Source organism: Haladaptatus sp. AB618 (assembly GCF_024136965.1).
Lineage (GTDB): Archaea > Halobacteriota > Halobacteria > Halobacteriales > Haladaptataceae > Haladaptatus.
Map to the genome: position 1 here is coordinate 129928 of NZ_JAMYJX010000006.1, position 22859 is coordinate 152786.

Consider the following 22859-nt stretch of genomic DNA (forward strand, 5'->3'; position numbering starts at 1 on the left):
TTGTCGTGGGACAAAAACCTTGTGTTATTCTCTCACGGTAAATGGAAACAACGTACAAAGTCGTCATGAACGACGTTCGAAAATCGATGCATGCCTCTATCCGGGGTCACTCGTCGCGTCTTCAGAATATTCTTTACAAATTTAGTTTTGTAATGGAAATACCGTTACGGAGAGGAGTCAAGTGGCCTTCCGGAGGTGGGGGCACAGAGAGTAGATTCCCGTTACGGGTCGTCGAACATCTACGTTACTTCCGACAACGGAGTGGTCGCTACGTATTCCACGATTCGTGTAACGACCACCGTCACGTGATAGCGAATACCGAATCGTGGTATCCGTTTCGTATATCCGGTCTTACGGGTGTAGAGTGGAGATATCTGATCCATACAGCAGTTTACATGACTTGGCTAATCCCGGATTTGGCGGCGCTCGTTTGATTTCCATTCCTATTCTACGACGCGCATTCTCAGGGAAGTTAATAATCGAATCGATCTACCGAGAATTGAATCAGATACTATCTTCGAATAGATGGATTCTGTCCATTTGATCAGGTTTGAGGGGAGAAATTGTCGTCCCGTTTCGGATTCACTATTCCACGCTACGTGTAATATTGTATAAAGCCGCCAACATAAAATGCCTCCTATCGTTGCTCTCCTTGGCCAATAGCAATCCCGTCTTGATTATGAGAGGGACACACCGCACGTTAGCCGACTTCGCTTTGATATTTTGTGACCATCAATAATTATTTAGGATAGCGGATGCAGTGGTTAGTTGGCACGGATAATGATACCAATAGGCACAAGCACTAACTCGGGACTTTTCTTCGGGTCGTTACGCAACAAACCGGTACAGGGAGCAAAATAACATGCCGCCGATCACGACTATCGTACTCGCGTTGGTACCGTTGATGGTCATCACCTACCTGATGGTCATTCAATTCTGGCCAGCGACGCGTGCGATGCCGGTCGCGTGGGTGGTCGCACTCGCCGTTGGTTACTTCGGGTGGGACATGAGTCCACGGTGGCTTGCCGGTGCGACCATCAACGGCTTCATCACCGCGCTAGCGATCCTCTGGATCGTCTTCGGGGCCATTCTCCTGTTGTACACGCTCAAGGAGACGGGCGCGTTCGACGTGATAAACAGGGGATTCGCATCCATCAGCGACGACCGACGCGTTCAGGTCGTCGTACTCGTCTTCCTGATGTGTTCGTTCATGGAAGGTGCTGCTGGCTTCGGGACGCCTGCGGCCGTCGTTGGCCCGCTTCTCGTCGGCCTCGGTTTCCCGCCGCTGGCCGCCGTCGTCATCGCACTCACCGGGAACCTCATGGCCATCACCTTCGGCGCGGTCGGGACGCCGCTCGTCATCGGCATGCAAGATACGCTCGAATCCGTCTCGATGGTGAAGACGCAGGTCGTCGTCAACGGCCCGTTCGGCAGTATCTCCCTCTGGGTGGATCAGATCGCCGTCTGGGCCGCGACCTATCACGCCATCGTCGGCATCGCCGTCCCCATCATGGGCGTGATGATGATGACGCGATTCTTCGGCGAGGAACGTTCGATACGGCCCGCGTTCGCGGTCCTCCCGCTCGCGCTGTTCTCATGGGTAACGTTCGTGATTCCCTACTGGCTCACCGCCTACTACCTCGGTCCGGAATTCCCCGCGCTCCTCGGTTCGATGGTCGCGATGGTCTTGACCATCGGTGCACTGAAAGCCGGTTACTTCCACCCGGACGACGACTGGGAGTTCGCTCCGCGCGACACGTGGCCCTCGCACTGGGTCGGTGGCATCGAACCCGGCGAGTCCGTCGGACAGGGCGGTCAGATCGCTGCTGACGGCGGGACGGTTACATCGAGTAACACGGCCCTCGCCGACGACGATGGGATGTCGATCTGGATGGCGTGGCTCCCGTACGGGTTGCTCGCCGTCCTGCTCGTTCTCACACGCGTCTGGGCACCGCTAACCGACTTCCTCCAGTCGACACTCGTCCTCCAGTGGAACAACATCCTCGGAACGGGGCTCGATAATTCCATCAGTGTCCTGTATCTCCCCGGCGCGGTGTTCGTTTTTGTCCACTTCACCGCCGTCCTGCTTCACCGGTTGGGTAATCTCGGTCGAATTCCGACCGACATCAAGAACTCGTGGGCCGAAACGTTCGAGCGCATCGCCCCGCCGCTCGTCGCGCTCCTGTTCGCCGTGGGCACCGTCCAAATCATGCTCCAGTCGGGTGCCGCGACTGGCGGGGATAGCATGCTCATCGTGTTGTCGAAGGCCGTGGCAGGGGTCGCCGGTGGCACCTACCCGTTCTTCGCCGCGTTCGTCGGGGCGTTCGGCGCGTTCCTCGCCGGGTCGAACACGGTAAGCGACATCCTCTTCGGGACGTTCCAGTTCGGCGTCGCGCGCGATATCGGCGTCTCGCGAACGCTCCTGCTCGCAGCGCAGGCCGTCGGTGGTGCGATTGGCAACCTCATCGCCATTCACAACGTCGTCGCCGCGCTCGCGGTCGTCGGTCTCGTCGGAGAAGAGGGACGAGTCATTCGATTAGAACTCATCCCGCTCATCTACTACGGCGTCTTTACCGGCATACTGAGCCTCCTGTTCGTCTACGTCCTCTTCCCGGGGGTGTTCTGACGAAAGTTCAACGAAGGCTCAGGTAAGCTTTCGCCCACACCGAATCGTTCTTGCCGTTCGATAATATTCGCCACGAATCACCACTATCCTAATTGTTAATAGGCGAGATTCCCAATGGGAAGGCGTTATGGCTATCGACCGATCCAGGTCAAGTCTCGACGAGTCAATGGCGCAGCAGGACGCCGAAAGTCCCTCTCGCGTCGACGAAGCCGAGTACGCATCGCTCGCGAGCGATTTGCGCGATGCCGTCGACGGACAGGTTCGATTCGACGAGTATTCACAGATCCTCTACGCGACTGACGGAAGCATCTATCAGGCCCGTCCCGCGGGCGTCGTTACGCCCCGTCACGCTACCGATGTACAAGACGCCGTCCGGGTCGCTGCCGATTACGACGTTCCCATTCTCGCGCGCGGAGCAGGATCGTCACTCGGGGGGCAAGCGGTCGGTCCGGGTTGCGTCGTCCTCGATATGTCTCGCCATATGGACAGCCTCGTCGATATCGACGAGGACGACCGCGAGGCGACGATCCAACCCGGTATCGTTCAGGACGTTCTCGACGAACACCTCGCTCGCTACGGACTCAAGTTCGCACCCGACCCGGCGTCTTCGAACCGAGCGACGGTCGGCGGCGGCATCGGAAACAACTCGACGGGTGCCCACTCCGTCCGATACGGAATTACCGACGCCTACACGGAGGAACTGAAAGTCGTCCTCGCTGATGGGTCGCTCCTGCACACCCGAGAGGTCGTTCTCGACGGCGAGGAGTGGGACGAGATCGTCGCGAAGGACACCCGCGAAGCGGAAATCTATCGGACCGTCCGCACGCTCGTCGAAGGGAACGCTGACGAGATCGAGGACCGGTATCCCAAGCTGAAGCGGAGCGTCAGCGGCTACAATCTTCACAAAGTCATCTACGAGAACGACGACGGCGAACGGGTGATCAACCTCTCGAAGCTCTTCGTCGGTGCGGAAAGCACACTCGGCGTGGTCGTCGAGGCGACGCTGAGTCTCGTGACGAGGCCGGAGGAAACTGCCCTCGCACTCTACTGCTTCGAGGATCTCGTCGATGCCATGGAGGCCGTCCCCGAAGCGCTCGACTTCGACGTCAGTGCAGTCGAACTCATGGACGACGAGGTGTTCCGTCTCGCCCGCGACTCCCCCGAGTTCGCTCAGTACGCCGACCCGATCCCCGAGAAGACCGCAGCGTCCCTCATGATCGAGTTCGACTCCGAACTCGTCGATGACTTCGAGGACGCCGTCGCCGAGACGAACGCGCATTTCCACGACGCCGGAAAAGCCTTCGACGTCATCGAGGCGTACACGGACGACGAGCAGGCGAAACTCTGGAAACTTCGGAAGGCCGCCATCCCGCTCCTCATGAGTCTCGACGGTGATCCGAAACCCTACCCGTTCATCGAGGACGCAACGGTCCCACCGGAAGAACTCGCCGAGTACGTTCAGTCGTTCGAGGACGTACTCATCGATCACGGAACGTCGGCGGCCTACTTCGCACACGCCGGGAGTGGAACCCTCCACATTCGCCCGATTCTCAACCTGAAAGACGACGACGGAATTCAGATGATGCAGTCGATTGCGGACGACGTGACTGATCTGGTCCTCGAACACGACGGGGCGTTCTCCGGGGAGCACGGCGATGGACTCGCCCGCACCGAGTTCAATCCGAAGATGTACGGTGAAAGCCTCTGGGCGGCGTTCAAAGACGTCAAGGACGTATTCGACCCCGAATGGCGGATGAACCCCGGAAAGGTCGTCTACCGTGACGACGATCCGACCGATATGCGCGAAAACCTCCGCTACGGCGCCGAATACAGCTCCATCGAACCCGCGACCAAACTCGACTTCGACGAGGAGGGCGGGTTCTCCCAACTCGTCGAACTCTGCAACGGGTGTGGGAACTGCAGGCAACCGGATCGGGACGTGATGTGCCCGACCTACCGGGCATCCGAGGAGGAGATACAGGCGACACGCGGTCGTGCCAATCTATTGCGCGCGGCCATCAGCGGCGAACTTCCCGAAGAGGAACTGTACTCCGATCGATTCCAGGAGGAAGTTCTCGACCTCTGCATCGGCTGTAAGGGATGTATGAACGACTGCCCGACCGGTGTCGACATGGCGAAGCTCAAGACCGAGGTCAAACACCAGGCTCATCAGCACCACGACCCCGGAATTCGTGACCGTCTCTTCGCGAACATCGATACGCTCTCCGCGCTCGGAAGCCGTCTCGCACCGATAACGAACCGGCTCACCGAACTTCCCGGTTCCCGACTCGCCCTCGAAAAGATTTTCGGGATCGCCGCTGATCGGGAGCTTCCGACGTTCGAGGCGGAAAGTTTCGAGGAGTGGTTCGAGTCACGCGGGTCGGGCGTTCCCCTTCGAGAGGCCGACGACAAGGTGTTGCTCTTCCCCGACACGTACACGAACTACAGTCATCCTTTGACCGGAAAAGCCGCCGTGACGGTTCTCGAAGCGGCGAACGTCCACGTCGAGATTCCCGACGACGTCGGGGCGAGCGGCCGACCGGCGTATTCGAAGGGGTTCCTCGATCTCGCCGAGAAGCGAGCGCGCCGCAACGTGAACGCCTTACGTCCGTACGTCGAAGACGGCTGGTCGGTGCTCTTCATCGAACCGTCGGACGCCGTGATGTTCCAGGACGAGTATCGCTCGCTTATGCAGGGCTCCGCGGTCGAAACCGTCTCCGAGAACGCCTACAGCGTCCTCGAATACGTCGACACGCACCGACTCGACGACCGGATGCTGTTCGAGGAGTCCGATGAATCGCTCTCCTATCACGGCCACTGTAATCAGAAAGCGATGAACAAGGACCACCATGCGGTCGGCGTGCTCCGACGAGCGGGGTACGCGGTCGACCCCCTCGACAGTGCGTGCTGTGGCATGGCAGGCAGTTTCGGGTACGAAGCCGAACATTTCGACCTCTCGAAGGCGATGGGACGGATCCTCTTCGACAAGGTCGAAGCGAGCGACACCGATTCAGTCGTCGCGCCCGGTGCATCCTGCCGTAGCCAACTGGGCGATCGTGCCGACGCGACGAAACCGCCGCATCCGATCACGAAAGTCGCCGAGGCGCTCGTCGATTGAATTCCGCCCGTCTTCCGAACGCTCGGACCGTCGTTCCGAGTCCAAGAGATGAATCAAAGGGATATCGATTCTCCAACCGTCACCAACACACTTAATAAAGAGTACGGTAACATTTTCATGAGCTATGGCTATGAAAAGACATTACGATCGCGAATTCGTCCGAACGTTCTTCACGTCCCCGACTGCTGTGGAGGGCGGGGACGATTCCGCCAAGATGATCCGAAGCGCTGCCCAGCTCCAGGGTATGAAGGCCCCGGACGTCTGGGTGCCGGACAACGAGGATGCAACGGCTCCGTCCATGCGGGACGAGGGTGTCGAGAACCTCATCGAGGTCGTTTCCGAGTACGGTGCTGACTTCCCGGGAGAGATACACCCGCGGATCGTCTGGCACCGTGAGGATTCATCGACCCGATATCAGGGATTTCAGCACATGCTGGAAATCGCCGATCCGAAAAACGGCGCCATCGAACACATCGACGGCTTCGTCATCCCGGAAGTCGGTGATATAGACGATTGGAAGAAAGCCGACGAGTTCTTCACCATCATCGAAGATGAGCACGGACTCGAAAAGGGTAGCCTCTCGATGTCGGTAATCGTCGAGAGCGGCGAAGCCGAATTGGCCCTCGGGGACCTTCGTGAAGAGATCGGAAAGCCATCTAACAACCTCGAACGGCTATTCATGCTCGTCGATGGCGAAGTCGATTACACCAAGGACATGCGCGCGATGACCCCGACCGGATCGCTTCCGCCGTGGCCCGAACTTCGACACAACACGTCCCGTGGTGCCAGTGCCGCTGCGCTCATCGCGGTCGACGGACCATACGACGATATCCGCGATATCGAGGGCTACCACGAACGGATGGAGGACAACCGCGCGAAGGGGATGATCGGCATCTGGTCGTTGACTCCCGGACAGGTGGTCGAAGCGAACAAGGCACCACTCCCGCCAAAGACTGGGAGTTGGCTCCTCGAAACCGGCGACGACGAAGTCGAACTCCGGGAGGAGGACGGTCGGCAGATCTACGACGGAGACGAGATTTCGCTCGAAGAGACCGGCGACGGCTACGTCCTGCGCGTCGGTACCGACGAACGCGAACTCGACGAGGAGGAACTCCACGAGGAACTGCTGGATATGACGTCTTACGTGCCCAGCATGAACGATATCGTCGATTCGATGGAGGAGTTCGAAGCGGCGAAAGAAGCCGGGCAGGGAGCGATTGCCATGACGCAGTCGACAACGCTAGCTATCGGGGATGTCGAAGTGACCATCGAGAAGGATAGGATGTGGGACGAAGCTACCTATCAGGCCGCTCAGACCCCGGTCACCTTGTTCCAGGACGTCTACGAGCACCGTTCGGACCAACACGAGGAACTGGAGGAAATGTACGGAAGCGACGTCGTGAACCGGGCGACAGACGTCGGTAACTGATCGCAGGCAGGACACACGCTCTGACGACCGAAACGCCGATGCGTTATCCACCCGGGTGACACGGTTGTGGAGGTCGTCTCGTGCTCAGATCGTCAGTTCTCACGATTTTTTGGCCGTCAGCGTCTTCCCTTCGATACCGCTGTCCACAAGGAAAAACGCGGCAACGGTGCCATCGACTCACTCATAGGTCAGGTTGATCTCGATAACATTTGCGACTCGTTGGACGACGTCCTTCAATTCGTTCTGTAATCGCTCCTCGGACATTCGTCGTTCGGGGCCGGTGACACTGATCGCCGCGCGGCGTTTTCCTTCTACGACGATGGGAGCGGCAACACAGCAGATTCCATCGACACGCTGATTGCGTTCGTATGCGACTCCCGAGTTTCGAATCCGTTCGAGTTCCGAGTCGAATTCCTCGCGGTCAGTAATCGTCTGCGAGGTTTGCCTGGGCAACCCTTGCTGCTCGACGATGCTGTCGACTTGCTCTTCTGGCATGGTGGAGAGGATTGCTTTTCCGAGTGCAGTGATGTTGAGCGGCATTCGTTTTCCTAAGGACGTATCGATATTGACCGCTTTTTCCCCCTTCGCAGTGTGGATGTAGACGCCGAGACCGTTTTCCTCGACCATGAGATTTGCAAGCTCTCCGGTTTCGTTCGCCATTTCTTGGATGTCGGCCTCTGCAGTTCGATAAATATCGTCGTATCGACGGACGTGTCCCCCGAGTTCCAGACACTTCGAACCGATTCGATATTTCCCATCGTATTTGGCGATAAACCCTTCGTTGTCGAGCGTGCGAAGGTGCTTATAGACTGTACTCGTGGCAAAAGGGAGTTCGTACGCGATTTCGGCTGTCTCTGCCTCGCCACCTAACTCTGCAATGACCTCGAGTATCTTGAGCGACGTCTTGGTTGCTTCAACCGTTCGACCCTGCTGATTACTCATATACTACCCATGCGATTTCGTTGCAATAACGGTGTGTGTCAGTTATTCATCCTTTTTGCCGGATGATCTAGCGAGATCCTAGGACGGAAATAGCTATCTCGCTAGTCCTCGGTGTGGACGGACACAGTTAGGACCATAGGTTACTGGTAAAAATCGATCAGTGCTGAAGAGTCTGGGATACGGATTCTTTGGTATCCTCGGATTGTTCGTCTACCTTGCAAAGCGGGACCGCGCAAAGACGGCAGACTGATCGACGCGAACGAGTGGTCGCCTGTCGATCGATACGAGTTTGGAGAAGTCAGTCACAGGTGGCGATGAGGGCATGAATCATCCTCGTCGCTGGAAAGCCGACTCTCCTGAAGAGTGCTGGTTCCGCCCCGTCGTTTCATTCGTCAGCGTGGCGGTTTCACTATCCGAGGTGCCCGAGGTGTGGGAAGTCACTCGCTCTGCGACGTCGGCCATCGTCTCGATGCGGAGGCCATCCTCTCTCTGTCGACGGTTTAAATACGCAAGGATCGTCTCGAGTCGTTCGAAATCCCGACTAGTCCGCAGGTTGTGTGGGTGAAACCAGAGATGAAACACGCCGTCGGTTTCAGTCGCCTTGTCGATGCCGCTTATTGCCTGCTCCACGACGGGGTCTCGATGGAGGGACGCGAGCACTGATCGTGCAATGCCCTCGAAACTGAAGAGATACAGCGATGCGGGTATGTTTACGAGGCCATACTCGTCCACCCGTGGCTCGATGACAGGGGGAGTCGGTTTTCCGACGGTGCCACTCGTCAGTTTCTCCAATCGGCGACGGATCATTCCCCCGGCGGAGTTTCTCGGGGTCGTTCCCCGATAGCACGTGAAGCCGGATTCGGCGAGCAACTGTCGATGATCGATCCGGTTGACAGGAAATACGAACGACGACAGTTCGATGTTTTGCTCGGCTGCAATTTCAATACTGGCAGAGATTTCTTGAGCAGCAAACTCCTCGTCCATGCGCTCGTGCTCAAAATGAACGTGTGTAAAGCCATGGCTCGCGATTTCGTGATCTACATCCGTTGACCGGACGGCGCGGATGAGGTCCGACGCGAACCAAATTTCCTGACTGTTCAGTGAAGAACTCCCCCGCGTACAACATCGGCGACCGGCCGGATGGTCTCGATGATTCGATTGGCACGAATCGAGGAACAGATGACCAGTAATTGCCCACGTCGCAGGGATGTTCAATCGGTCGAACGTGTCACACAGGTAGTTCCACGCGCGATGGCCGGAGCGAATGTGCGCTTCGGGCAGTTCACGACGGTCGTGGAACCCCCATCCGAGTTCCGCGTCCAACGAGAGAACGACCGACCCCATGATCAGGCCCGCCCCCCGTGGGATTTCGGATGTGAGTTTCGCTGCTGATCACCGGGGAGTGGAGAGAAGCGTCTTCCAGCGACCAAAGATGACATTCGGAGGAAGCGGTCGTGAGAGGTGACTTCCTGACCGAGGCAATTCATAGGAGTGCTACATTTTATTACAGAATCCCATATTGTTATGTAGAACTTACAAAACGAAACGATTCAATCGGGCTAACTATGGGACCGTCCACGTGAATACAGGGTCGAACTATCGTAGAGTACGGGATAGCATCCCGCCAGCTGGCGACGGCCCTCGGTCAGTACATGAATCGACGTTCCGTATAGCGGAGACGAGCCTGTGTACCGGACAGACGACGGGAGAAGCGGTCGGACTTTTCGTTCCTCGAAGGATACTTCCGAATCGTCGATCCGGAAACCAGTAATCGGCGTATACTTATTAAATATCCGTGTGACATAGAAAATATGACTCCGACGGAATGTACCAAGTGCGGAAGTGAGATAGCGAACGTGAACGGATACGAAATCTGTACGGGGTGTGGCATCACCCTGACGAGGGAAACGGGTCGGGACATCGAACTGATTGAATAGTCCGATTAAAGCGGTCGGGGTTCCCGTAACGCTGTGCGTTACGGTGAAAATGACTTTCTGCGATACGTGCTTTGAATGACGACGATTCGGAAACCGGGTCGCACTTCGGCTCGTCTCAGAACCCGATGAGGGTACGTCCGATCCCTGCACTGAACAGAATAATTCCCACGATGACCAGTATCCGATGCATCGTGATGGAGGAGTTCCAGTGATTCATGGTCTGTCCGAATTATCCATTTTCATCGGGCTTCTGCTAGGTGGAGCGAATCTTCTACGAGGTGCCCACAGCGACACAGCCTGACCGATTCGCTCCTCACCGGTCGAATTCATATGAATAACCCCCTCTCTTCGAGGTCAGTCATGGTGACGACGTCGACCCGGCTTCGATCGATGTAGTCGAGGATCGACTCGAACTTCTTCTCGGAGAAGCCGTCTCCACCGATTTCGTGGAACAGGAGGATCGATAGTTGGTTGTAGTGAGCGGCGTGGTCGATCACCTCCTTCGTGGTCTTCGTCTTCCCGGTCCCGTACGCCCGGGAGAGGATCGTATTCTCGGTGACTGCTGGAAGCGCGTTCGGGGAAGCTCCGAAACTCAAACTAACATCGAAGTGTTTCATCGCGAGATCGAACGTATCCGCCCCGACCACGTTCTTCGGCACGGCCATGTACTTGTGGCCGTCGTAGCCGTACTTTTTGAGCCAGTTTTTCGCCTCCATCATCAACCGCTCCTGTTCCTTCGCCGGTCGCTTGTCCATCGGCATCGCCTGCGTGTTCGGATGTGCGATCATGTTCCACCCGTCCCCGACCATCTCCCGCATTTGGTTTTGAGTGAGGTAGCCATCGGTGTCGATTGCGGGGGGTATGATGGCTTCGACGCCGCTGAATCCGTACTTTTTCATCGTCGAGTGCGCTTTCGTGTAGTGGGACTCGGCGCCATCGTCGAACGTGAGCATCACTTTCCCCCGCTTCGGCGGTGAGACCGTTTTCAAGTCGTCGACGAAGAAATCGACCGGTCGAGTCGATTGAGTATCGACGGGACGACCCGTGATATGTATCTCGAATACCTGTGAGAGGTCGACGTTTTTCTGATCCTCGACGTTCGTAACACCGAGATTGACGCGAACCCACCGGTCTTTCGGCCCGTACAGCGTACGTTTCAATTCGACGATGTGCCCGCGGTCGGGCGCGTACAGATTGACCGCGATTTTCGAGAACTGGTGGGATGTACACTTGTACATCAACGAGATATTTTTCCCAGTCAAATCGACGGGTCCGTCCGCGCGGAAAATTTCCCCGACGTTCGACCGGGAACTCCCGAGGACGTGAGCCGATTGTGACCCCTCGTATCCTTTCTTCCCTTTCTTGAGAGTGCTATCCCCTGTGGCGGACCAAACGCCGAGGTTTTCGAACGTATCGCGATTCAGTCGTTGGCTTTCTCGTGAGGCGTCACTCGTCGTCTTCGTCGTATTCGAGGTCGATGCGTGCTGCTCGGTGGTCTCGCTCGACGTTTCACCTTCCCCGTGAGTTCCGGCGCATCCAGCAAGCGTCATCACACTCGCTGCACCGACTGACGTCAGGAATGCTCGTCGTGACCGGTCGCTCATGGTCGCTCCCCCCCCGTCACCGGTCGCCCCTCGTTCGGCCAATATTTCGGCCCGACACGGTGCTATTTTCTCCATCGAAGTCATTAATTTCACCCTCATTTCAAATTTTATATGCTCCCCTAGTCATTTTGTTATACTCCGCCTGAACTCGGTAACGAGGGTTTACTCACTTCTCGGGGACGTTCACTCGATGGCGGAAAACGAGTATGCGGTGCCTACCGGTTTATTGCGTGGCGGTCATCGGTTTACTGTCCGCTGAACCGTCCATACACTTCTTGAGTCTAGAGCAGGTTTAACGAGAGAAGATATTGTAGACAGACGTCGGTCGGATGCTATTAAATATCTCAAGGAGAAAAAATGGAAGTCAGTGACCAACACAAATCTACCACGAACGAAAACGAACAGTCCGATAGCCGTGAGTTGAACGCCTCGTTGACGTCCATCTCACGCGGAGCAACGCTGTTCGTTTGCGGTAAGGGGATCGACAACGTGCTCCGATTTGGGATCAACGTAGTACTTACTCGAGGGTTGGGCGAAGCGCTGTTCGGCGTTTATACGTACGGCTATCTCGTTCTCTCTCTCCTAAGCACCGTTACGAACCTCGGAACGGACACCGCGATTCTGAAGTATCTTTCCCAGTACGAGGGACAGCACATGCAGCAGAATCGGATTCTCGGACTCTCATTCCTTACGTCACTCCTCGGTAGTGTCGCCATCGGCAGTGCGTTGTTCCTCGGCGCTCCATTCATATCCGGGCACACGTTGGACGACCCACTGCTCACGAACGTGCTACGTATCCTGGCAATCGTCATTCCGTTCAATGCGCTCGGAAACTGCATCCTGACGACGTTCAAAGCGATGGAGCGTCCGGAGTATCAGGTGTTCGTTCTGAACGTCCTTTCCCCCTTACTTCGCCTTCTGCTGATAGCGATAGCGTTGCTGCTCGGTTCCGAACTCATCGGTGTTATCGCGAGCAGCGTTGCTGCCGCGGTTCTCGTCTTTTTCGTCTCCGTCTCGCTGTTCCTCACTCGGACGTCGTTTCGACCGACGGTTCGAGGTACGAGCGACGACGTCGTCGAATTTTACAATTACTCGCTTCCGCTCACGCTTACACAAGCAGGGTCGATTCTTGCCAACAGAATCGATGTTCTCATGGTCGGTATTTTCATCCAGCAAAGTACCGCCGTCGGGGTATACAAGGTCTCACTCATCATCGCTGGAATGCTCGTCCTCCCTCTCAGTGCGTTCAATCAGATCTTTCCACCGATCGCGTCCCGACTCCACTCCAATGGGAAGAAAGAAGAGTTAGAATCGATCTATCGCCTTCTCACCCGTTGGATCTTTACTGTGGCGCTGTTCTTCTTTCTCTGTACCGTCATCTACTCCGATTCGATCCTTCGTATCTTCGGGGACGGCTACGTCAGTGGCAGTACCATCCTCATCCTATTCACGGTCGGTCAACTCGCGAACGCTGCAGTCGGTCCGAGCGGATATCTCCTGATGATGACCGACCACCAATATCTCACCCTGTTAAATCGGTGGGGGCTTGGAATTTTGAACGTCATCTGCAACTATTTCTTCATCCAGAAGTTCGGCCTCGCCGGAGCGGCGCTCGCAACAGCCAGCGTTCTCGGTCTCATCAATGTCGCTCGTGTCGTGGAAGTCTGGTACACCGAACAGTTGTTTCCGTATTCGTGGGGGTTTTCGAAGCCGATTATCGCCGCTGCCGGGGCGGGAGCCGTCATGTACGGACTGCGTGACGTACTCTCCAGCTATGGGCTGTTGCTCGGCGGCAGTGCGGTCGGATTTTGCATTTTCGCTGGAATTCTGATCCTCCTCGGAATCGAGGCCGAGGACCGAGAATTCTTTTCGACCATCACGTCTCGTCTATAGCGAGAACGACGAATTCACCGTCCGCAACGGAAGCTGAGTTCGATAGGAGGACTTCCGGTCGGTCGATTCGACGACCACAAAACAGCGACTGCGATACGAAATGAGTTACCGTTAGCTGCTATCCTGCTGGACGAACGAGAAATGCCAGTTGGAAGTATCGGACAGGGCCACATCCATGCCGTGATCCAAGGAACGAGCCACCAACACGGTTTGATTCGTCGTCCGAGAAAGGGGGAACGAGTCGTCCCGGTGGAATCCACATCCCCGTAAAACCTTCCGAGGGATGGTCTCGTCCCGAACCGCCAGAAGGTCCGAGTCATGGTGCTCCCTGATGACCGTGAACAGGAGACTGGAGAGTGCTCCGGACTGCTGTTTCGGTCCAGGGAGTGGGAGAACGTCAGTCACTTTCGTAATCGTCACGCCACCGCTCGTCTTCGTTCCCACGATGACTCCGGCGACAGGTACCTCCTCCTGTCGAGCAAGGTAAGTGGTGTACTCCCAATGTGGGTGGTCGAACCGCCACTGATAGAACGCCTCATCGCGGGCGACGTGAAACTTCTCGGGGATGTGTGAACGATAGAGGTCGGTGAATTCGCCAATCGGAATTTCGTCGTGTCGAGTGATACTGACTTCGTCGTTCGGGAAGCCAGCGAGACGTTCCTTCGCCAAGAAGTATCCGTCCATAAGCCGCTTTCCGGCCATCTCGACACCGGATCCGACGATTCCGCTCCGGGTTTCATCGAGCAACCGGGACGGGTTCCGTATCCAGTAATGGGTCGGCAGTTCGTCGACGACTTCCCATCCGAGTCGCAGGAACACACCCTTCGATTGGGGGTTGGGGAAGTTGAAGAACATCGCAGGTTCGTGGTCGGAGTACCAATCTATCGCCTGTTCCGTCATCCGTGTCAAGAGCCCGTTCTTTCTGTGATCGGGATGGACCATTGCATCGGCCGGTTGGAGCGCGAGGAGTGATCGATCACCGAACGCGAGGCCGAGCGCGAAGAACGGACTCGCACCGACGAGGTCATCCCCGTTTTTCGCGACGTACATCGGAACGCTGTCGACGTACGGGTTCGCTTCGTACTTCCATTTGAACCACTCCACGCTCGCTTTTCCGAACGTTGTTTCGTACAACGAGAGGAACGCCTCGCGGTCAGTGTCGGAATACCATTCGATACTGTACTCGTCCGTGGTCGATGTTTCCGTTTGTTTAACAGTGCTGGTATTGCTCATTGTTCTCCCTGAAATGTACTAAAGAATAACGAGTGTCACATGCTTTGTTATGTAGTGCCTGACCGTTGAACACAGCAGGTAATCGATTATTTTTCGATCCGCTAGATGACTCCAAAGCGGAGGTTCCGTCTTGCATGAATAAACGTATCAGTGGCGGAAATCGGTCGAAAGTCTCCCGGTCGTTGATGCTGCTACGTTGGTCGGTACGAGCAATACCGAGCGGACGGCGTTGGTCGCTGACGAGTCACATCTCTTTAAGAGGTTCTCGCAATAAGGATTAGATACGAGGAAGATTCTAATCGACTATCGTTTCTGCTTGAGCCCTTGCTTTCGGTCTTCGGTTTCGGTCAAAGCTCGCATTGGTGAGTAAGACGAACTAACGTCGTTCGTCGTATGGCGAACACGAGTCGTTCGGATTCGACGAATGTCCCTCTTTTTCTCGTTTCGACTCCGTCGGAATTGACACCAGTACGAACGCAGAAACACCAACCACGGGTTGAATCGGGTACATCACGTCGTGCCCGTCGATTTGTATCAAAAAAGATCGACTACACCTCGCGTACGATGATTTTCCCGTTGGCGTAAACGTCGAACTGCAACTCCCCGATCCAGAGTGTAAACGTCGATTTCGCCTTCGAATCGAGCATCGAGAACTGACCATCGACGTCGACGCTGGTTTCGCGCCTGAACGTTCGCTCCGCCTCGTTTCGGGAACCGTCAAGAACGAACGCGAGGACGTCGATCAGACAGTGTTCGAGCGTCGCTTCGCCGTCTGCATCGTATTCGAAGTAGTACTCGTGGACGGACGTCCGATCCTCAGCGATTTTATCCTCGTTTTCGATGTTGTTGTACGTAGCCACCTGATCCATAATTGTAGCAGCACACGAATTCATATAAATATGAACTGCATACTGGGTGAACGTTCGGTCGTTGGCACCGTTTGTTTGTGCCGACTATCCCGTTGTTCGGAAAGTGTCGTTCGAGAGACGAAGTCCCTCGTGATCACGAAATAGCTTCGCTGTTTCGGACGACGATGGTAAACATCGGGGGCCGTGGTCGCCCCGACCGTGACCCACCCGACCGCGCGAGGCTATCAGGCCGATGGTCGGATGGGAGTATCCGATTAAACCACGGGAAGCCTCGGGCTTGACCCCGAGGAATTCACGAAGAAAGGTAACACGTGAACGGTGGGGACAAGCAATGTGAGTCATCTCGCCTGGCGAACTCGAACGATCAGCACACCCGAATTTTCGTACTCGATTTCGTATTGATTACTTCGTACGAGTGAACCCCGCATACGATTCGATTGGACACTAGAGATACCCCGCACCGTATACTGCCCTTTTGGGATGTAGAGATACGTCGGATGATGCCGATTCGAGCGGAGAGTATTGGTCAAACAACGAGCAGTGTCGCAGTCTGAAATGCTTTTGAAGGCGCTTTTCTGTTGTTGATAGGCCTCCGGTGACTTCCATTCGACACCCCACAGACCGACCAGAATCGTTCGGTCGGTGAAATATGGGAACCACTCCGCACCGTCACCGATGACGACGAACTCCGCATCGGGTGATGTCTCCGATTGCACCCACGACATCGCGGTCATGTCCTCGTGATCGATAAAGGACGGCATCGAGTCTTGATTTGTGACCGGATGACCCGCAACGAACAGGCCACCAAGACCGACGAGTAAGCAAAGGACAAGAGTGGTAACCGCAATTTGTGATGAGGCGGTCCGATCCGACTGAAAGAGACGAGCACGAATGGCCGGCATCACGTCGGTAATTCCGATCGAGATAATCATGACACCCGGAATAAAGGCGAACCGTATCTCGTCCATCAAGAAAACTGAAACGACGAACCAGAGAGGAAGGAAGTACCGCCGCTCCTTGACGAAGTGATAGATACCAAAGACGAGGAGTACGTACCAAACGATGACAACGGGGGAGGCGACGAACGGATCACCGAGCCGATCGAAAAACCCCGTTATGCCCGCTCCAAGTCCACCGTGTGTTCCTGCTGCCGCTGTAAAAACATCAATACCGTACGTCGAGACGATGTGTACGATCCATGGGCTAGCGATCAGTAGTCCACCTGCGGCGACGACGAGTCCTCGTCCGAGACCTTCGAGTGACCGTTGCTCTTTGATAAAAAAGAGAACGTAACTGGCGGCGAAAAACATGGAATATGTCGGGTGTGTAAGCAACAGCAACCCGAAAAGGACTGTTCCAACGACGAGTGAAAGACGTGTTCGATATCGGAACAACCGGACACCGACATACAATCCGGACAGAAGGAGAAAAAACGCAGGTGCGCGAACGATACCTCCGGCCGAGAGATGCCACTGAAGAAGCATCGGGGTAACGGCAGCGATAATTGCTGCAATACCCGCCCTCCCCGACGACGGAAGGAATTCGCGCGCGAGATAGTAGTAAGGAACGAAGGCGGCGGAAGTCACTATGGCCGGAAGCACACGGGAGAGTCGGAGTGGACTCACTCCGAGATCGAGGAGGGCGGCGTTGACATAGAAGGCAAAGGGAGGATACGCAAACGGCACACCGTTACGTGTGTAGCCTATCACTCGATCGGGAGATGTGTAGTGCATTTTTATGATGGATTCTGACATCTTGAGAAAGAGTCCGGCACCGTATGCAGGGTATCTGTGTGTTAGTAGATAGGTGAGACTGGTGAAGACAGCAGTCATGAGGACGAGAACTACCTTCCGGTCGCCTCTGAAGAGAGTCGTAGCGAAGAGTTCGTACCCTTTTTCGAAGAGATATTCTATACTTCCCGTAGATTCGTCATCGTCGTTTCCGATATGGCTCATTGAACAGAAGGGTTAGTGTATCGGAAAGGGATAGTAGACAGTATAGGAATTATGGCCGCTGGACTACAGAACCGACCTTAAAACAGATCCATACTACGCATTAAAGCGAAATTATCACGATCGGACGACTTGAACAGTGCTTTGGAACCCCTTCCGTGCTATCGTCGACGGTTGCATACTGTTGATCGGCATCATTCTCTCCCTGGAGGACGAGGCCTTCGTCTCGAATTCGTCGTGATTAATAAAGACTTCAGCCAACGAAAGCATTCGATAGAGCGATTTCCGCCCGATGTCGCGACGCGTGATCAACCCATGTGCGGTAAGCAGTGTGAACGCCTTCGAGACGCTTGGTCCGCCGAATCCGGTTAGTGTTTGGAGATCACGATTTGGGAATTCTTGTATCGGATTTTGAGTTGTACTTCGAGGATACCGCCCATTGCATCATACCTGAGAATCTGCTCGTCTGGCGATGGGCGCGCAACTCTACACGCATGCTGTTACATGTGGCATAAACGTTTACGTCGCAAGTTGTGGCTTCGGTACCTAGTCGCTCCTGTGGACCGGTCAGAAAGCAACCAGTCAGCACGTACCGCCTGCTCCACCAATCGCTCCAGCGCCAGCACAGCTTGCTGCACTCGCGCTTGCACTCGCCGCTGCAGTTGTCCCGGCAACAATGATCGCTGCATTGTTCGTCTGGCTATAGTTTGTACACTTGCCCCATGCGACTGGTGCGATTTCGTCGTCAATATCGTCCGCAGCAAATACAGCGTCGCGCAGATCCGCGAGCGTAAAGCCAGCGTCAGTTGCATATCGGTCGACGAGTTCGTCTGTTAAGAGAACACGCCGACACTCCTCTGCCTCGAAGAGCTTGTCGCCATCAAACGTGAATTGAATATCATAGTGACGGACGAAGACGTCGTCAAAGGGGGCCTGCATTGCGAGTGCGGCTTCGCCGACGAGATCCCACACGAGATCTCGATCAGGATTTTCGACATCCTCTCCGAGGGAGAACCGAGCGATTGGCACGACGATTGGTTCTCCATCGGGTCCTTCGTTGACAACCGCAACGCCCGTTATACCGCAATCGTCAACGGCGTAGCCACCACGCTCAACGGCCTCGTGGAGCGCTTCATCCGCCTTGTTTTGTCGCGACTCCAGATCGACCTGTTCGTCTGGGGTATCACTGCCGAGGAGTCGCTCGAGTAATGAAGGCATTGTATCGGAATTATTCGCGTACAGCATCTTTGCTATTTGGGTGGTAGAACGGCTGTGGCGAACATGAGAATGTCTCTCGAATCCACCAGCTATTACAACGCTATAATCAGCGCCCTCCGTTCTCCGATCGAATCGTGGCTCACGACATTCCAGGCCTCCTCAAGTATGTGTTCGACACGCTGGCTCTGTTGAAATTCACAATTGGGGACAGATTGTCCAAGCCTCGCTGCAATACAGGGGGCGTGTTCAGCAAGCGTGTCTCGAAAATCGGTCCGAGACGTACTGGGTTCGCCCAGAGAGAAAGTCAGGAAACTTATTTTGCCCCTCGTGACGTACATCTGTCATCATGACTTCGATCCTCATCGCGTACGGAACCGGCGAGGGCCAGAAACAGGAATGTGAGGCCGTCAATGGGTCGCTCGGTCAGTCGTCGAACTTCTCAATGGTTCCCCAGTCGCCCTCGTAGAAGGTGAGGGGACCGGTGTCGGCGTCAAGCGAGTCCGTATGTTCGGCGTGGCCGGCGTAGATGGTGTGGTCGCCGATTTCGATGGCCTCATAGAGCGTACAGTCGACGTAGGCGAGCGAGTCAGAGAAGATGGGCGCGCCCGTCTCCGCAGTCTTGGTGGCCTCGGTCTCGAAGGGGTCGGTATCGCCGTCGGTCATGCCGGCAAAGTGCTCGGCGAGGTGTCGCTGCTCGTGCGTGAGGATGTTCACGGCGTAACTGTCGGCACCCTCCTCCGCGAAGAGGCGGTGGGCCTCCGTGCCGTGGTCGAGCGAGACGAGGACGAGCGGCGGAGCGAGCGAAAGGCTTGCGAACGCGTTCACGGTGATGCCATGCGGCGGGTCGCCGGGAAGCGTCACGACGGTCACGCCCGTTGCGAACTCGCCCATCACACGGCGGAAGGCGTCGGCGTCCACCATCTCAAGCACTCTCCACGTTGGTCGTCGGTCGGTCGGCGACGAATCGCGTACTGCTGTCCGATGTCATAGCATCAAGAGAGAGGAAGTCGAGCGATATGAGTGCTTGCTGAAATCTAATTCAGTAGAAACCCCGAGACACCGACGACCCTCGTAAACCCAGGGGAAAAGGCATGGGGGAAGTTGTTTTTCCAGATCGATCTACTACCGATGTTCACTCATCAGACGGTGAAAGGCCACGAAGGTGTTCTGCAACTGTTTCCTCATTCAGCATCGCGTACCGGTTTGAATCTGCGTCGATGGTTGCAACGCTAACGTCCTTTGCCGAGAACTCATCGTCTTTCACGCTTTCAAGCGCCCGAAGAACTGCCTGAATACCATCATCAAGCGATAGATCGGCCTTATACTCCTCTTCGAGGGTGCCTTGCAGGTCATTACTGTTTGCACCAATTGCAGTTGCCCTCCATTCGGACGCTGTTCCTGCCGGGGTTACTTCGAAGAGTTTCGGTTCTCCCTCGTCGATCCCACCGATGAGAAGTCCGACACCAAATGGCCGTGTGCCACCTTTCTGCGTATATTCTTGAATGTCATCACAGATTGCAGTGGTGAGTGTATCAGCGCTAATTGGTTGATCATACCGCATTTGCTCGACTTGTGCATGCTGACGTGCTTTGTCGACCAATTGGCGAGCGTCAGCAGCATGGCCCGCAGATGCAATCCCGATGTGCGTGTCGGCCTTATGGAGCTTTTCGACCGACGATGATTCCATCAGCGGTGATCGGGTGTTGATTTCGGCTGCGAGCACCACACCATCAGTCGTCCGAATTCCGACACAGGCACTGCCCCGTTTGACCGCTTCGCGAGCGTATTCAACCTGGTAGAGTCGGCCATCCGGGGAGAAAATTGACGTGCCTCGATCATACGCCTGCTGTTGATTTTGTCCTTGCATAGTGTTGGATAGAGCGTTCGGCTCTCGTTACTACCCATTGGAGCGGGCTTTGTAAAGGAGTTTTGTTGGATGAAAGTGTGAGAAAAGTAACTCTGAACTTTGCATTCACAATTGCCTTTTCAGTGGTATATACTGCGATTTCACGGACACGATCGGGGATTTCAGCTGCAATAGTAGAGGATCTGCGTCACATCACTCAAGCGTCATCCTCATTCACTACCACAATAACGTGACGAAGAACCGATCGACGGTCTGGACATCCTCAGACATCTCTCCCGCATCACCGACACAAAGAATGAATTTCACTCTTTAATCGGAAAGCGTAGTGTAACGTCGGAAAACGACTCTGAATCGGTCGGCTCCGATCACTCCAACACACGCACGTCCCAAGGGGTACGACGAACTCACTCGCGCCGCTGACGAGGACCTCTCGGCGTCGGTGAGCCCGTGGGGAACAGTTACTTCCAGACGTACTACTCGTGGCCGGGACTGCGTGAGCACCTCCCTGACCTCGACGGCGCGGAGGTCCTCCTTGCGGGTTGTGGTCGCGGCGATCACGTCGAGTTCTACAGTGATCACGGCGCAACCGTGACCGGTGTAGACGTCAGCGAGGAGGCAATCGCGCAGGCCCGTGACCATCACCCGAACTATCAGTTCGAGGTCGCCAACGTCCCGGACGGGCTTCCATTCGATGATGAGGTGTTCGACGTCGCAGTCGTGAACCTTGTGCTAAGCCACATCGCCGAATGGCGACCGGTACTTGACTCGTTTCGGCGAGTACTCCACAGGGATGGCGCATTCGTCGTCGCTACTATCCACCCGGCGTACCAGCGGCAACACTGGGACCTCGATCAGTACGCCGAACGTGTCGAGGTGGTCGTCGATTGGGGAGCTACAGAACTCCCGTCGTATTACCGGCCGATGTCGGAGATCATCCGGTCATTCCTCGATACTGAATTCACGCTCGTCGAGATTGCGGAACCGATGCCCAAGGGATCGAAATGTGATCCTCTCTCACCCGAAAACATACCAAAGTCACATATCGGACTCGGGCCAACAATCTTCCCGTCGAGCAGATTTGTTGCTGAATGCAGAAAGGAGAGTCAGTACGTGGTTTCTATTCGCTTCTGAGGATTTCAACGGAGTCGGGACCGGATTTCAAGCGGGACTTCTCGATCATCCAGGTCCCAAGGCCGCGATATCGGCTCCCACTGTCGCCAGCGCGTCGGCGGGGTTCGGATCGCTGTCGGCCAGATGCGTATACTGGTGTTCCGAGATGCTCGCCAGCGACGTCGCGACGGCCTCGCTGTATGTCTTGACGCCCGGTTCCGTCGGGTCGTTGCCACCCCAGACGTCTCGGATGACCGTCATCGAATCGATGCGCACTTCCAGCTTGCGTGGCTCGTAGCGAACCAACAGTTCGGAGAGTCCGAGTTGGAGGGCGATGTACTCGGCAGTGTTGTTCCCCGTCCGGGAACCGACGGGTCGACCGAGACGGGCGAGTTGGTCCTCCGAAGCGTCCATAATGACAGCGCCTGCCCCTGCGGGGCCGGGGTTGCCGCGTGAGCTTCCGTCGACGTAGAGAACGAATGTGTCGCTCGTCGGTTCGGGGACGGGTGGCCGGGTGAGTCCCGACGCCAGCAGGCTTTCGAGCGCGCGACGCAACTCGGCCGGGGTGGTCGCGGGGTCGAATAAACCGCCATAGCCGGGGACAGCGTCGTTGATGGCGTCAGTGGCGGCCGCCACATCGTAGCCGACGCGGGCGAGTACTTCGTCGACGAGCGTGGCGAGCGACGAGAGGTGTTCGGCCGGGAGGCGGTCGTCTGTCACGTCACTTCCCCCTTCGAGATTCGGTCCCGTGCCCTCAGATTCTCACTCCCTGCTGGTCTCGTTGGCTGGTCGCACCACTGCATATACATCCTCTCGGAGGTCAAGGGAGATAATCCCTTCAGGTGACACTGGTGGCTCGTGAAAGTGGAGACGCTCATTGTGCGAGTTGAGGTGGCAATCCCACCGACAGTCCCAGTTTTTGCTGTCGTGTGTTTCGATGTAGTGGATCGAAAAATCACCTGTTGTGAACCACCGAATATCCGGCAGAGCAGCGTCGGCCGTCGATGGATAGCGACCTGTATCGAGTAGTGCACGAAGTAATCGCAATTCGTAGCTATCTG

General features: G+C 56.0%; 15 protein-coding genes and 1 pseudogene. 6 read left to right on the forward strand and 10 right to left on the reverse strand.

What is annotated here, in order from left to right; translation table 11 throughout:
• Positions 1-862: 862 nt before the first annotated feature.
• The 3 genes from NKF26_RS17640 (at position 863) to aceB (ending at position 7173) form a co-directional block, all read left to right on the forward strand.
• A complete protein-coding gene (locus NKF26_RS17640; RefSeq protein ID WP_253234677.1) occupies positions 863-2626 on the forward strand; it encodes an L-lactate permease in 1764 nt (587 codons plus the stop codon).
• Between the two features lie 166 nt (positions 2627-2792).
• Positions 2793-5744, forward strand: a complete 2952-nt coding sequence (locus NKF26_RS17645; protein WP_253234678.1) for an FAD-binding and (Fe-S)-binding domain-containing protein — start codon at positions 2793-2795, stop codon at positions 5742-5744.
• A 124-nt stretch (positions 5745-5868) separates the two neighbouring features.
• Positions 5869-7173: a malate synthase AceB gene (aceB, locus tag NKF26_RS17650; protein ID WP_253226972.1), complete on the forward strand. Its 1305-nt coding sequence runs from the start codon at positions 5869-5871 to the stop codon at positions 7171-7173.
• A gap of 177 nt (positions 7174-7350) precedes the next feature.
• Here aceB and NKF26_RS17655 read toward each other — a convergent pair whose 3' ends face one another.
• The 3 genes from NKF26_RS17655 to NKF26_RS17665 form a co-directional block, all read right to left on the reverse strand.
• Positions 7351-8115 carry an IclR family transcriptional regulator gene (locus NKF26_RS17655; RefSeq protein WP_253226971.1) on the reverse strand — a complete coding sequence of 255 codons (765 nt, stop codon included), beginning with the start codon at positions 8113-8115 and terminating at the stop codon, positions 7351-7353.
• Positions 8116-8442: 327 nt separating this feature from the next.
• Positions 8443-9459 (reverse strand): DUF2334 domain-containing protein, encoded by a 1017-nt coding sequence (locus tag NKF26_RS17660; RefSeq protein ID WP_253226970.1) that lies wholly within the window; start codon positions 9457-9459, stop codon positions 8443-8445.
• 919 nt (positions 9460-10378) lie between these two features.
• On the reverse strand, positions 10379-11656 hold the full coding sequence (locus NKF26_RS17665) for a polysaccharide deacetylase family protein (RefSeq protein ID WP_253226969.1): 1278 nt from the start codon (positions 11654-11656) through the stop codon (positions 10379-10381).
• Positions 11657-12013: 357 nt separating this feature from the next.
• Between NKF26_RS17665 and NKF26_RS17670 the strand changes: the two genes are divergently transcribed.
• Positions 12014-13549: a flippase gene (locus NKF26_RS17670; protein ID WP_253226968.1), complete on the forward strand. Its 1536-nt coding sequence runs from the start codon at positions 12014-12016 to the stop codon at positions 13547-13549.
• 111 nt (positions 13550-13660) lie between these two features.
• Here the strand turns inward: NKF26_RS17670 and NKF26_RS17675 are convergent, their stop codons facing one another.
• The gene (locus NKF26_RS17675) at positions 13661-14782 is read right to left on the reverse strand and encodes a GNAT family N-acetyltransferase (RefSeq protein WP_253226967.1); all 1122 of its coding nucleotides are present in this window, start codon (positions 14780-14782) and stop codon (positions 13661-13663) included.
• Positions 14783-15330: 548 nt separating this feature from the next.
• Positions 15331-15651 carry a hypothetical protein gene (locus NKF26_RS17680; protein WP_253226966.1) on the reverse strand — a complete coding sequence of 107 codons (321 nt, stop codon included), beginning with the start codon at positions 15649-15651 and terminating at the stop codon, positions 15331-15333.
• A 174-nt stretch (positions 15652-15825) separates the two neighbouring features.
• Here NKF26_RS17680 and NKF26_RS24455 point away from each other — a divergent pair.
• Positions 15826-15909: pseudogene (locus NKF26_RS24455) on the forward strand (radical SAM protein); the annotation flags it as partial.
• A gap of 80 nt (positions 15910-15989) precedes the next feature.
• Here NKF26_RS24455 and NKF26_RS17685 read toward each other — a convergent pair.
• The 4 genes from NKF26_RS17685 to psmA form a co-directional block, all read right to left on the reverse strand.
• Positions 15990-17405, reverse strand: a complete 1416-nt coding sequence (locus tag NKF26_RS17685) for a glycosyltransferase family 39 protein (protein ID WP_253226965.1) — start codon at positions 17403-17405, stop codon at positions 15990-15992.
• 780 nt (positions 17406-18185) lie between these two features.
• Positions 18186-18821: a hypothetical protein gene (locus NKF26_RS17690; protein ID WP_253226964.1), complete on the reverse strand. Its 636-nt coding sequence runs from the start codon at positions 18819-18821 to the stop codon at positions 18186-18188.
• 423 nt (positions 18822-19244) lie between these two features.
• Positions 19245-19742: a flavin reductase family protein gene (locus NKF26_RS17695; protein ID WP_253226963.1), complete on the reverse strand. Its 498-nt coding sequence runs from the start codon at positions 19740-19742 to the stop codon at positions 19245-19247.
• A gap of 211 nt (positions 19743-19953) precedes the next feature.
• Entirely contained in the window at positions 19954-20688 is a 735-nt protein-coding gene (psmA, locus tag NKF26_RS17700) for an archaeal proteasome endopeptidase complex subunit alpha (RefSeq protein WP_253226962.1), read from the reverse strand.
• 447 nt (positions 20689-21135) lie between these two features.
• On the opposite strand from psmA, the gene NKF26_RS17705 reads away from it, so the two are divergent.
• The gene (locus tag NKF26_RS17705) at positions 21136-21819 is read left to right on the forward strand and encodes a methyltransferase domain-containing protein (RefSeq protein ID WP_253234679.1); all 684 of its coding nucleotides are present in this window, start codon (positions 21136-21138) and stop codon (positions 21817-21819) included.
• Between the two features lie 45 nt (positions 21820-21864).
• Here the strand turns inward: NKF26_RS17705 and NKF26_RS17710 are convergent, their stop codons facing one another.
• Entirely contained in the window at positions 21865-22518 is a 654-nt protein-coding gene (locus NKF26_RS17710) for a reverse transcriptase-like protein (RefSeq protein ID WP_253226960.1), read from the reverse strand.
• Positions 22519-22859 lie beyond the last annotated feature (341 nt).